Here is a 13180-nt window from a genome sequence, read left to right on the forward strand (position 1 = left end):
AGCTAAATTATTTATAGTTTAAATTATTTTTCACAATTTCTGCGCATGTAGTGAGTTTATGTTTGATAGTGCTTTCCTTTTCTATTAAGTGTACTACTTCATCTCCCCTAGTTAAAAACCAGTCAGAAATTATCTTTCTATGACAATTCCAAGGAAACTTCTCAGAGCACATGATCATCTTTATCTTATTAATTCTCCTAATATCCTCTAATGCCTCCATAACCCTTTCGTTAGTTAGAATGTAAATTGCATAAGCTCTAAAACCCTCGCTCTTAAAGCATTTACCAATATCTATGTCTTCAACGTCTTTTCCGATTTTCCTATATCCTCCTAACTGTTCCTTCCATAAATATTCTATACCACTTTGTTCTAAAGCCTTTTTGAGATTCTCCTTGTTAAAGTGTGGATATCTAGAACTTTTAGGCCATCTCCTTACATCTATTAATATTTCCACGTTATACTTCCTTAATATTTCCATAAAATCTTCTAAGCTTCTATTTGAATGACCAATAGTAAACAACATTATTAGATACCTAAATCAGTTATAATCTTCATTGCAGCGTTTCTTCCAGGTACTCCAGTAACTTGTCCTCCTGGGTAAGTTCCAGAACCAGTTACGTACAAGTTCTTAACTGGAGTAGTGTATCCCCAACCTTTAACTGGTCTACCGTCGAACAAGTATTCAGTATACATGGGCATATGATTCATATCTCCGAAGGGGGCATTGTATTCTCTCTCAAGTTTATAAGCATCTAATCTATCAACATGGACCACCTTCTTTTCCAAGTCTGGGAAGAACTCTTTAGCCTCTTCATAACTACCCATAATTGTCATTACATGACCTCCTAGGCTATTATCAACAGTTGAAGGAATAGTAACTTCACCTATTGGTAGCGTAAATAACGTATCCGGATGATTTCTCACGTAATCCGGTAGATTTGGTAATTCCCTCAATATTAAAGTATCCCTCTTCCAACCAGGCCTGAACTCCGGATGATAAACTTTCAGTAATCCGTTGGTCAACTTGTTCAGTAAAACTGGACTTACAGCATTAATAACTATTTTACTCTCAATAATTTTGTCAGCATTGGTTCTCACACCAGTTGCTACGTTATCCTTTATGATTATCTCATTCACCTTTGTATTGAATATAAAGTCAACACCCAATTGTTTAGCTCTATTCATTAATATTTCTCCTACTTTTCCCATTCCTCCCCTCACTATCTTCCAGTCTAGGCTAAAGTAATATGCCAGAACATATGCTGGTAAATCGTACATAAATCCGTATGAGAAATAAGGTTGAAATTCCTTATCTAGATATTCATTTAGGAACTTTCTAGATGGTTGTGTAAATATCTCAAGTTCAGTTCTTTCTACTGCCTTCATAAAATCCTCAAAGGAAGGTGGTTTGGTAACGTATTGCATTTCCTTTTCAATCTTCTCCTTAATCTTGAACAATAATTCCTCCATTTTAGGGTATTTGGTTTGACCTAGTCGCTTAAACTCCTCAAGTCTTTTCTCCTTATTTCTCCATATATTCACAACCTTTCCATCTTCAGTGACGAAAACGTCAGCAACATCTGAGTCAACTGTAGGAAAAACTACCCCCAATTCCTCTTGAATTCTTTTAGGAAATAGACCTAATACGTATGACGCCCTGCTATATTTTACTCCCTTATATTCTTCAGTGTCGCCCATTCCACCGGGCCTATTTCTGGCCTCAATAACTAATACCTTAAGCCCTTTTTGAGCCAAATATATTGAGGAAACTAGACCGTTATGGCCAGCACCAATAATTATTACATCATATTTCATAACATACTTATATTGTTGAGGGGAAAATTAAAGTTACACCAAGGAGCGAGTACAATAATCTCCTTAAATGAAATATCATCACTTAATTCTTCAGACTTAGGTTCCTATATAGATTGGGAGATCTCTCAAAACCTCAAAGACAAGCCTAACTCATTTAGTATAAGACTTAAGTTTATTACCTAAAAAGTTCAAAGTATAGTCATTATGACAAAAACTCTCGCTGTACTATTTCATAGATTAGATATTGCATTGAGCCAATCAAGTGCGTTTAAATCCTTATTATTAGTCTGTGCGTCTATTCCTCATCATCTATAAAAAGTGATCACCTCATAAGGAAATATTATGAAAAGTATCACATTTAATTATACAATCAAATATCTTACATTTGTAAGCCTCGATGGAGAGGATGGGAATAGCATAAAAATTTTTTAAACATTATCGTAAAAATTTTTACAAAAAAGGGGTTAAGGGGGCGGAAAGCCTCGCCAGCGGGGATGGATAGCCCCCTTATATTTAAATAATCCTTTTTTCTGAAATTCTTTTAGTGATGTTAACAATGCTCCTCCCCAGCTCGATTGAGGGCTTAATGGGACTGTGGGAGGAGCATCTAGTATCTCTTAAGGGACTAGACGTTATGGATGAAAGTCCCCTTCTATTCAGATGGGAGTGGATCTCTGATCCACTCGACTGCCCACCAGATGAGAGATGTAAACCCGAATCGATGGTGGGAACGATGATCCCTCTGGAAGGGGAACCATCGCCCTTTCAGGGCGGAGAGAAAGTCAGTTCGCAAGCTCGAGATCTAACTACTAGGTAGTTCTTCTACTCTGGGAAATCGTTACAGTACTGAGAGTCACTCAGAGATATCATAGCTGAAAAATGCATAAAGACAAAGAGGTTAAGGTAAAGATACCATTTTGGAGGATTTGAACAAGATGATTTTAAATGCTTTAGCAATTCGCAGAAGAGGTTTTAGGGATAAACTTTATTTAATGTAGTGGAGGATTGTTCAATATTCAATTCAAGATTAAGCTGATAAGAATGAAGTGGAGTAATAGTCGTCGAATCCAAGTATTCCTTCATAATATGCCGTAAATGTGATTTCGAGAACCAAGGAAATTGGTTATAATTGTTTAGATGTGGAGGTACTGTTTTTGAGGACAATCGCAATTATGTTTCTGTTGTAAATTGGTGTAAAATAGGGTTCTGAACCTTAATATTCGTGTCAGAGACATGATGACCGATAGGAGACCTAACCCTTTGGTGGAGAAGAATTAAGTTATCATAAGCCGCATTGATAAATGCATGTGACTATGGATATACTTTCCCCCCAAAAACATTTTAATCCCATGTTAAAGGTTAAAATGGAGTGGTATAATGATATTCGAGGAAGAAGAGGACTTATGGGAAGAAGAGGAAGACTGGGACGAGGAAGAAGAGGACTTATGGGAAGAAGAGGAAGAAGAGTGGTAAAAATAGAAGGAAATAGTTTTTTTTTTTTTTTTTTACTAAAATATCAGTTAGCCTTTATTGAAACTGGAAAAAGAGTAATAAACTTTCTTATCTTATAGATAAGATGTGAAGAAACCGAAGATCCTGCTAAGCGTTATAAAGAGTTTGTTGGAAAATAACGGACATATTACATCCCGAGAACTTCCTAAATCTAAGAAAGTTTCATCTAATCAGTTATACAAGGCTATACTAATCCTCAATAAGTTAGGACTAATTCAAATTGAGGGAGAGTTAAATAATAACAGATTTGAGCTCCACTTGGTTCGAGACTCCCAATTCCTTAATCTAGAACAAAGGGTTAAAGTTACATTTTATGAGGATAGGAGTAAAACTAAAAGCTTTAAATTTCATACTGTTGCATTAAAGAATGGCGTATCATATATTGAAGATAATAGTTACTGGTCGGTTGATGATAAGGTTAAAACTAAATTGAAAGTCTATAAGCCTAAAAGGGAATTTGGTAAAATAATTGTGGAGAAGATCGAACTAGGAGTCCAGAAAGCTTACATTAAACTAACGTTAAATCCACCAACAAGAGTAGGAGAGAAAATAATACATGGATTTAAAGTAATTCAGTCTAACTACTTCACATTCACGCAAAAGGAAACAATAGAAAGATATGGGGATCCCGAAATGATGGACGGTTTATCAGTAATACAACCTACCTTATTCTCGATATTAGAAATTAAGTTCCCCGAGGGTTACAGATTTATAGATGTAAAAGCCGAAAGATACGACTTAGTAGTAATAGATGGTCCTCAAATACCTTCTCCAATACCAAATCATCGTTTAGTTATTGAAAGAAATAGGATTATTCTAAAACTCGTTTATCCAAGTTTTGGCTATTATTTTATTTCTTGGAAAGCTGCTCAATAATTATACAATTCTAGAAACATTTTTAATAGTGATACGATTATATATAAAATGATGAGTTACAGTGAAGTAGAATATAAGGGCTTAAGTTATTTAAAGAGAGGTAATATTGAAATCATTATCATAATATTAATTGAGCTGCTTGCAATACTAGTCACTTACGTCATGGAATATCTAGGCTTACCCACACCACTACAGGACTTCCTAGTGTTATTACCTTCCTCAGCAATATCCACATTATTGATAATACTAACATATCTCGATATTCAGCGAGGTTTTTATACATTAGGAAAGGCAGAAGTAAATATTGGGATAGGAAATATAATATCGTCCTTGTTCCTAGTATTATCGATATTGGCAATAGTTGGAGTCGTGACGTATACATTGTCTTTAATATTTAACGGCATCACTAGTTCAATACTTAACCCAATACAGACATTAGTGGAGTTGTTTGCATTTATAACGTTTATAATGTTGGGATTTTCGTATAGGCTAATCGGTAATCACTATGGGAGTAATCACTTATCAATAGGAGGAATTGTTTTAATTTTAGGGGTTATCATATTCATCTTTAAACTAGAATATGGGGGACTCTTGGCGTTTATAGGTTTAATCATTACGTATATAGGACTTGGTAACTTATCAGCCATGAAAAAGCTTGTTACTGCTCCACCTCCAACTCAAGCCTCTTCTACTCCTAGTGAAACTACTTCATCTACTAATGTTTCAAGCAGTTCTCCTACGCCTAATATTATTACACATGGTGGAATATTGAGAAGTAATGGAGAAGCGTTTGTTGCTGTCTCCTCTGATATTGAAGAGGAAATACTCAGTTCTATTATTCTAAATACAGATTACTCTACAAATGAGATCACACCAAAAAAGTTATCAAAAGGTTATAATTCCATAAAAATAAACTTCAACACTAATTTACAACAGCTTACCCTTGGAAACACTTATACAATTAGACTAATTTCAGCAAATGGAAGAAATATTGATATTAATGTTGTTTTCCAACTCTAATTACTTCTCCCACAATTCAACAATCTCTTTATTTGATAACACAAGCATCAGTCTTCGCATATTTAACCTCCTAATATCATCAGCTTCCAGTAAAGTATTTAACGCTTAATTACATAGATTTAATAATGATAGATTTTCATTTTCATGCTCCCGTTAAAGAGTTTTTAGATTTTTTGGGAGAATATGCTGAACCCGCTATTAAGTATTTTAATGCGAAAGTGGAAGTTAAGGGATTGAAGGAGACCTTAGATTATTACGAGTCTTTCGGGATAAAGAGATTTGTCGTATTACCTATAGATTCCATGACGTTTTTGGGCAGAAGAATTCCAAATCAAGTGGTTAACTTAGATGATAGGATTGTGAAATTTATTTCAGTTGATCCACTAAAACCAAACGCTATTGAGGAACTAAAAAAGGCAATAAAGGAGTTTGAGCCAATAGGTGTTAAATTACACCCACAGCTGCAAGGTTTCAATCCTCTAGACGAAAGGGCATTAAAACTTTACGAGATAATTGATAGCCACGGGCTAGTTGTTGTTTTTCACACTGGTACATCTGGTATTGGGGCTGGTGTAAAATCGAGTATTAGATTAGATTATGGCAGACCAATTTACTTTGATGAAATAGCGGTGAGATATCATAACATGAAAATCGTATTAGCCCACTTCGGTTGGCCGTGGACTGAAGAGGCAATTGCAATTGCGTTACATAAGCCTAATATTTATTTAGATCTTTCAGGGTGGGCTCCGAGATACATTCCTCAAACGATTTGGAATAATGCTAAAAGACTTAGTGATAAATTATTGTTTGGCTCAGATTTCCCTCTAATAAGGCCAGAACGTTGGATAGAGGAGTTCAAGAGTATAAATTTAAGTCAAGATATCAAGGATAAAATATTGAAGCATAACGCTGAGAGGTTAATCAATAGGTGTTAGTTTTTAAATGATAACATAATTCGAATTTTTAAAAAAAGAATTTAACCTATTTCTTCTGCTCTTATATTGCTTACTGGTCTCCATCCAACTCCGTAAGCTATTGCAGTCCCAATTAATCCTATGGCTAAGTTGATAAGAGTTGATATTACTCCTATATACATTGGCCCTAAAGGTGTTAAGAAAGACGAGGTTTTAAGTGGACCAAAGTGATTAGCCAACAATGTTAGATATATCCCGCTAAACATTCCTCCCACCCAACCTCCCACTAACGCATAACCATGGAGCTTATTAGTATAGAGTCCTAGAAACACTGAAGGTAAAGTTTGTAAAATAATTATACCACCCAATAATTGTAACTGTATGGCATATGTTGATGGTGTAGCGAATACGAGAGCTAAGGCTAAAAATTTAAATGCAGTAGAAATCCATTTAGCTAATGCTGATTCTGTACTAGGAGACATATTGGGTTTAAACTCCTTTATGATGTTCCTAGTAAGTAAATTAGCTGCTCCAATTGCCATTATGGCTGCAGGAACTAGACCTCCTATGAAAATTCCCAATAATGCTATTCCAACAAACCAATCTGGCATTGAATACCCTATTAGAGCGGGAACAGTTACTGCACCAGAATGTGTTTTAGCGATAAAACTAATCACATTGGGATTGGCGTAGGCTAGGATGCCAAATAGAGCTATAATGGCTAATATGATCGAGTAGAAGGGTTGTAATGCTAGGGATAATTTAAGGGATTTCTTAGAATCTGAACTTACACTTGCATTCACGGCGTGAGGATATAGATAAAGGGCGAATGCGCTTCCAATAGCTAAAGAAATATAAGCAGTATGTGCAGCTAGGGTGTTAGGTAAATAGTTATAGAAAATTGGCTTATTAACATTATTTAATGCCAAATTAATCTGTGAACTTAATGTTTGAGCGTTATGAAATGCACCCGAAAATCCTCCAAAAGCTAGTGGGACATATATTGCAATACTTATTACTGTACCTAAAATTATGATATCCTTATATACTGCAGTTAACGCTGCACCCCTAAGACCACTCGTAAATACGAACGCTGCCAAGATTATAAAGGCTACCAAAAGGCTTAGATCACTTGCTAGTGAAATGTTACTAACTCCTAAACCTAATAATAGGATAAGTAATGCTACTTGCATACCCACTATTTGTAACGCTATATAGGGCAATTCAGCAACCACTCCGGTAATTGCGACAAGTCCAGCTAGAATCTTGTTGTTAAATCTATCCTTAATAAAATCCGCTGCTGTAATATATCCCCTGTTTTTAGCAATTGTCCATAATCTGGGCATGAAGAGTAGGGCTATGAAAGGAGTGACTGCAGAATAGAAGGCTGCGAAAAATCCAACTGGACCACTCGCTAGAACTAGAGAGGGTACTGCAATAAACGTGTATGCAGTGTATAAATCAGCAGTTAGTAGAAACCACATTAAGTATGGCCCCAATCTTCTTCCTGCTAGTGCCCATTCATGAAGCTTTGATAGATCTCCTCTTCTCCATCTGCTTCCGTAGAAACCTAAATATACAAAAATTACGAATAAAAATATAAACAGTACTATTGAAAGAATTGAGACATGTAACCCGTCCATGTTCTCAATCCCTTATAATCATGATAACTGCGTAGAATACAAGAGCCCCTATTGGCATTAGGATAATTTGATACCAATAAAATAACGGTAGTCCTAGGAGCGTTGGATCATTTTTGGAATAAAATGGTAATAGAGAGTACAGTATTATGAAGAGTAGAGCTAAAATCCCTACTATCACATAAAATTTACCCGCCATTATGTAATAATGTAAAAATCCTTTTTTAAGCTTTACTTTATTAAATAGTCCAACTGTTAATTTTAAACTTAAAATGTAATATCAAAGACATAAGTAGAATAATATATAACAGAAGTTACAAGAGTTCAAGACATGTTACCTATAGTCTGAAGTACTCCTTTACTGTCTCCCTTCCTTTATCTGCCATTCTCACGAATGTCCTTACACCATTCACAGTTAAACCCTTTTTAGTTATTACTAACCCTTCCTCTTACAAGATTTGCAAATGTATCAGTAAGGAACTTTTAGGTATTCGAGAGTACTCCAGTATCTCAGAGAACTTCATCTGACCGAAAGTGTACAAGGCTATTAACCATGAAAAGACTCTTTACCTATATCGTAAAATGAACCCTTATAAATCCTAATCTAATAGGCTGGGGAATACTTTATATAGTATTCTTGAGGAATAATAAGAGCTTACATTATGGAACCTGGATTTTTAAAAGAGATACCATTTACTAACGCAAAAATAATATATCAAAACTACGTTGCAGTGTGGTATTCCGATTTGGTAATACTATCGCTAAGTGCACTAGCTGTATCAATAGCGTTTATACTTTTTGTCAAACTGGAACTCTACCATATTTGCTAAGATACAGCAAATTAAAGGCGAGTATGTATGCACTTTCTATTTATCTGGGATTTTTAGTAATTGGATTAATAATAGAACTTCTAATGACCGCTGTAATCCCATTTATTTTTTCAAACAACGGGACAGGGATAATTACAATCCTTCAGAAATTCCCACTTTAATTCCAATATTGATCTTGGGAAGCTTATTCTTTATATCATTCTCAACACTTTTGGCAATATTAACAATTAAATTTAAGGAAATGAGAATGCAAAATTTAATTAGCTTCATACCTCTAATATTAGGCTTTATCTTCTATTCTCTATTCACATCTTCAGAATATCCAAACATTTTGGACTACACGTCTCTATACTTATCGATGATGCTTCTATTATATTATGGATATACTGGAAATACCACCAATAAACTTTCAGAATGCACGAGAAAGAGTATCTCTTGACGCTGTCATTTTATCTTCTGTATTATGGACTCTTATAATAACTATAATAGATATCATTATGATAAGAAGGATATACTTCACCAACATAGAAGAGAGTAGACAACTCTAGTGGTAATGTTCCCCGTGACGCTCTCCATGTGTTGGTTGCGTAATTTCAAGTAATTCGTTTTTAATTAGCTTCTCCAAGGCAGTCTTAGCATCAAGACCCATTCCGAGATATGCCTTCACATTATACCTCTTTAAAAACCTAAATCCTGGAGGACCCATTTCCGCTACAACAACTGCGTTAACACCTTTATCAATGGCGGATTTTAACATATGCACACCTCTGGCTGCAGTAGCATTTAATGCAGGATTCTCATATTCTTCTATTATTTTGTATTCGTTCCCATTTATTTCATAAATTTGAACAGCTAATCCTTCACTTGGTCCAGAAACATACCCATTTGTAACTGCTATTGCAACTTTCATATATACAATTTTCCTCTTTTATAGCATATAAAGTTAATGTATGATTTATCCATTTCAGATGAGTTGCTGGATATTTAGTATATCCGTGACGAAAGCATCTCAAAATAGATCTTAAGCTCGATACCTTAATTTTACCATAATAGCGCTACCTTCTCCATACCACATCCACCTCTACTACAGATAGTATAGGAAATTTAGAACGACTTTAATTTAAAAGTTATATTTTAATGAGAATGAGTTAATTTTAAATAGGAGCTATTCCAAAGTTATATATAGATGAGAAAATGAGTGAGGGAAGAATTCCATTAATAGGAGAGAAATTCCCTGAAATGGAAGTAATAACTACACATGGTAAGATAAAGTTACCAGACGACTACAAGGGGAGATGGTTCGTATTATTCAGTCATCCTGGTGACTTCACGCCAGTATGCACTACAGAGTTCTATTCATTTTCTAAGAAATACGAGGAATTCAAGAAGTTGAACACAGAGCTAATAGGACTTTCAGTTGACAGTAACATCTCTCATATTGAATGGGTGATGTGGATAGAGAAGAACCTAAAGGTTGAAGTTCCATTCCCAATAATTGCGGATCCAATGGGTAATGTAGCTAAGAGGTTAGGAATGATTCACGCAGAATCCTCTACGGCTACAGTTAGGGCAGTATTCATAATTGACGATAAGGGAACTGTGAGATTAATACTATACTACCCTATGGAGATTGGAAGGAATATTGATGAGATTCTAAGGGCTATTAGAGCATTACAATTAGTTGATAAAGCTGGAGTTGTAACACCAGCGAACTGGCCAAATAATGAACTAATAGGAGACAAGGTTATTAATCCAGCACCCAGAACTATAAAAGATGCCAAAATGAGATTAGGTCAGCCCTTTGATTGGTGGTTCACTTATAAAGAAGTTAAAACGACATAATATGAATTAATCTTTTTTAAATTATTTTTTCATTCTTTCAAACATATTAGCTATTTTAAGTATCTTGTCCTCTTCAAAGTAGCTTCCTACTATCATTAACCCAACTGGTAAACCATTCGAATATCCCACAGGTACATTCATAGCAGGGTGTCCAGTAACGTCATAAGGAGCGGTATTATTTATCATTCCTAATGCCATTATGAAATACTCATCAAAACTTGGTTCACTCCTATACCTCATGGCTTTCATAGGAGTTGTTGGCATTATGAGGGCATCATATTTCCTTAATGCTTCATCATAAGCTTCCTTTAACATTATTGATAGATTTCTAGCCTTAGCATAATACCTATTATTATATTTCCTTATCATGAAATAACCTAGCATTAATACGCCCTTTACAGTATTAGGAAGATCTCTAGCTTTGGATTTTAAGGAGTTCCCAAACAAATCGGCAATTTGGGTCTCAAATAAACCCTTCCTTCCCCATCCTAGCCCACTTCCCAATATCATAGTGGCTGTAGCACCCTCAATGCCAATGGGAGTCCATATATCCAATCCCATTCTATGAAGAGGTATGGAGACCTCTTCTACCTTAATCCCATAATCTTCTAACTTCTTAGCAGAATCCAACACCAACTCATCAACGTCCTTTTCCGAATTTGGCCAATTAAACCCTTCCTTAACTATACCTACTTTTATACCCTTTATCTCGCTATCAATAAGGTTCAAATAAGGTTTAACCGGAGGTTGAGGTAAACTATCTGGCTGTCTTGGATCTAATCCGTCTCTTCCCGCTATTACCTCCAAAAGTAATGCTATATCCTTTACTGTATTAGCCATAGGTCCCAGGTGATCTAATGTGGGCTCGATAGAGAAAGCACCAGTATATGGAACTAGTCCATAAGTCGGTTTTAGTCCATATATCCCAACCCACGAACTGGGAATTCTAATTGAACCTCCTTGATCTCCTCCAACAGCCATATCACAATAGCCAGAAGCTACTGCTACGGCACTACCGCTTGATGATCCTCCAGCCATATATTCGGGATTTCTCGGATTTAGTACTGGCCAAGGATAAGACGTATGGCTACCTCCTGAGAAACATAGATCCTCACACGTAGTCTTAGCTACGATTTCTCCAGCCTCATCCAGAATCCTTGAAACTACAGTAGCATCCATATTCGGGACAAAACCTTCTAACATTTTTGATCCGTTAAGCATAGGTATACCCGCTACCATCACATTGTCCTTAATGCAAATCCTTTTTCCCTTTAACTTACCCTCTTCCTTACCCTTTATTGAAGTTACCCACACTAAAGCACCATAAGGATTCTCCTCTTTCACAGGTGATCGACCTAATGTTCTCTGATATTTAACTCTTGGAGTATAATCTGGTAAGGAGTCTAACCTCTCATAGGATTCTAACTGCAGTTTTACTAATGACAAAAAGGATTTTAACTCCTCATCCTCTAGATCTAAATTAAATTGTCTAGAAATCTCTCTTAAATCCTCCAATGTGGGTAACTTAATTCCCATAAAATATTTTAGCAATGCAATCTTATAAACAAAAGTTTTAAAAGTGGCATTACATGCCTCGCCTCTAACAGATCTGAGTTTGTAACCGTGTGAAGAAAAAGATTATAGATGTTAAGTTTGTTAAATTTTGCTTAAATTCAAAATCAAGCGTTGATTTAAAAGTAAGTTTTACATTGGCTTTGATAAAAACTGAATCAATCAAAAATGGGATTATCCATTACGTCACAAGAATTTCCACCTCTCTAATCAACTTTGTATTTGAACATTAATATTGATGGGATTATTACTAAAAGGGAGAGTAAGAATACGGTAGCTGGGGATATGTTTACCCAAATATAGAGAGCAATTATTGGAGAAGATATTGATAGTAATGTAGATACAGAATCAATTAACGACATGGATAAATTAGCTGTTTTCGTCTTAGAGATTACGCTGACCTCTGGCACGTTATCCATTGCTATAAATAATGTTCCAACCCAGTTTATCAATATAAAGATCACGGGAGATTTTACAAAGTAAAGTAAGGCATACGTTACAGCGGCTAGAATTCTTGTCATTACTAACGTAGTCACGTTACCCAATCTGTCTGAAATGAACTTTGATAGAGATGAGGCTAAACTTATGGCTATAGTCTCGGTACTAAGCATTATTCCCAACTCCAGTAGACTTCCCTTTATTATCTCTGTAAAATAGAGCGGAATGTACAAAAAACTTGTTCCAAAAATAAACCTGTTCACAGCTAACAGCAAGGGCAAGATTAATCCACTTCTATCTTCTCTCATCAATTTAGAATACTCCTTAAATGGAATATGAGAAGTAGTAGTTATAGGTTTTTCCTCAGTTAGTGGTACAATAGACTTTATTATAAATAGGATTAGAATTACAATTATTATAAAGATAAATGCTACAACGAAATCAATTGTATAACTCTCTTGGGCAATAAAACCAGAAATTAAAGGTAATACTATAGAAAATAAAGGCGTTATTGTGAAATAGGTACTTAGCTCTTCTTTACTCATTCTCTTCCCAATTACAACTCTCATTAAAGGTACTCTTACATTAAAGCCTAAATATGCTAAAGAGACTGCAGCTAAAACTATACCTTAGACCCCAAATTCATTTTACAAAAATAATTGCATGGCACAATTCTTTCTACCCCAGAAAATTTTGTAATTAGAGAAAAAGTTAAGGGAGA

Annotated in this window: 14 protein-coding genes; 7 read left to right on the forward strand and 7 right to left on the reverse strand. The window is 35.3% G+C overall.

The window, feature by feature from the left end; all coding sequences use genetic code 11:
* Positions 1 to 7: 7 nt before the first annotated feature.
* Together YN1551_RS12905 and YN1551_RS12910 are read right to left on the reverse strand one after the other, a co-directional pair.
* Complete coding sequence (locus YN1551_RS12905) at positions 8 to 523, reverse strand: DUF488 domain-containing protein (RefSeq protein WP_012718041.1); 516 nt, start codon at positions 521 to 523, stop codon at positions 8 to 10.
* A gap of 2 nt (positions 524 to 525) precedes the next feature.
* On the reverse strand, positions 526 to 1815 hold the full coding sequence (locus YN1551_RS12910; protein ID WP_012718042.1) for a phytoene desaturase family protein: 1290 nt from the start codon (positions 1813 to 1815) through the stop codon (positions 526 to 528).
* A gap of 586 nt (positions 1816 to 2401) precedes the next feature.
* On the opposite strand from YN1551_RS12910, the gene YN1551_RS17780 reads away from it, so the two are divergent.
* The 4 genes from YN1551_RS17780 to YN1551_RS12935 all read left to right on the forward strand — a co-directional run bounded on the left by YN1551_RS17780 (position 2402) and on the right by YN1551_RS12935 (position 6158).
* Positions 2402 to 2632, forward strand: coding sequence for a hypothetical protein (locus YN1551_RS17780; protein ID WP_012718043.1), 231 nt, complete (start codon positions 2402 to 2404; stop codon positions 2630 to 2632).
* A 761-nt stretch (positions 2633 to 3393) separates the two neighbouring features.
* Positions 3394 to 4203: a hypothetical protein gene (locus YN1551_RS12925; RefSeq protein WP_012718044.1), complete on the forward strand. Its 810-nt coding sequence runs from the start codon at positions 3394 to 3396 to the stop codon at positions 4201 to 4203.
* A 48-nt stretch (positions 4204 to 4251) separates the two neighbouring features.
* On the forward strand, positions 4252 to 5223 hold the full coding sequence (locus tag YN1551_RS12930) for a DUF973 family protein (protein WP_012712954.1): 972 nt from the start codon (positions 4252 to 4254) through the stop codon (positions 5221 to 5223).
* Positions 5224 to 5348: 125 nt separating this feature from the next.
* Positions 5349 to 6158, forward strand: a complete 810-nt coding sequence (locus YN1551_RS12935) for an amidohydrolase family protein (protein ID WP_012718045.1) — start codon at positions 5349 to 5351, stop codon at positions 6156 to 6158.
* Between the two features lie 41 nt (positions 6159 to 6199).
* Here the strand turns inward: YN1551_RS12935 and YN1551_RS12940 are convergent, their stop codons facing one another.
* A complete protein-coding gene (locus YN1551_RS12940) occupies positions 6200 to 7780 on the reverse strand; it encodes a sodium:solute symporter family protein (protein ID WP_012715536.1) in 1581 nt (526 codons plus the stop codon).
* Positions 7781 to 7784: 4 nt separating this feature from the next.
* Positions 7785 to 7976 carry a DUF3311 domain-containing protein gene (locus YN1551_RS12945; protein ID WP_012718046.1) on the reverse strand — a complete coding sequence of 64 codons (192 nt, stop codon included), beginning with the start codon at positions 7974 to 7976 and terminating at the stop codon, positions 7785 to 7787.
* Between the two features lie 463 nt (positions 7977 to 8439).
* Between YN1551_RS12945 and YN1551_RS17190 the strand changes: the two genes are divergently transcribed.
* Together YN1551_RS17190 and YN1551_RS17785 are read left to right on the forward strand one after the other, a co-directional pair.
* A complete protein-coding gene (locus YN1551_RS17190; RefSeq protein WP_012710512.1) occupies positions 8440 to 8607 on the forward strand; it encodes a hypothetical protein in 168 nt (55 codons plus the stop codon).
* A 377-nt stretch (positions 8608 to 8984) separates the two neighbouring features.
* On the forward strand, positions 8985 to 9155 hold the full coding sequence (locus YN1551_RS17785) for a hypothetical protein (protein ID WP_012735488.1): 171 nt from the start codon (positions 8985 to 8987) through the stop codon (positions 9153 to 9155).
* On the opposite strand, the gene YN1551_RS12950 is transcribed toward YN1551_RS17785, so the two are convergent.
* Positions 9152 to 9517 carry a NifB/NifX family molybdenum-iron cluster-binding protein gene (locus tag YN1551_RS12950; protein ID WP_012718047.1) on the reverse strand — a complete coding sequence of 122 codons (366 nt, stop codon included), beginning with the start codon at positions 9515 to 9517 and terminating at the stop codon, positions 9152 to 9154. The two genes, YN1551_RS17785 and YN1551_RS12950, sit on opposite strands and share 4 nt — an antisense overlap.
* A gap of 284 nt (positions 9518 to 9801) precedes the next feature.
* Between YN1551_RS12950 and YN1551_RS12955 the strand changes: the two genes are divergently transcribed.
* Complete coding sequence (locus YN1551_RS12955) at positions 9802 to 10449, forward strand: peroxiredoxin (protein WP_012710510.1); 648 nt, start codon at positions 9802 to 9804, stop codon at positions 10447 to 10449.
* A 21-nt stretch (positions 10450 to 10470) separates the two neighbouring features.
* On the opposite strand, the gene YN1551_RS12960 is transcribed toward YN1551_RS12955, so the two are convergent.
* Positions 10471 to 11985 carry an amidase gene (locus YN1551_RS12960; protein ID WP_012718048.1) on the reverse strand — a complete coding sequence of 505 codons (1515 nt, stop codon included), beginning with the start codon at positions 11983 to 11985 and terminating at the stop codon, positions 10471 to 10473.
* A gap of 242 nt (positions 11986 to 12227) precedes the next feature.
* Positions 12228 to 13085, reverse strand: coding sequence for an MFS transporter (locus YN1551_RS12965; RefSeq protein WP_048052384.1), 858 nt, complete (start codon positions 13083 to 13085; stop codon positions 12228 to 12230).
* Positions 13086 to 13180 lie beyond the last annotated feature (95 nt).

This window comes from Sulfolobus islandicus Y.N.15.51 (assembly GCF_000022485.1).
Lineage (GTDB): Archaea > Thermoproteota > Thermoprotei_A > Sulfolobales > Sulfolobaceae > Saccharolobus > Saccharolobus islandicus.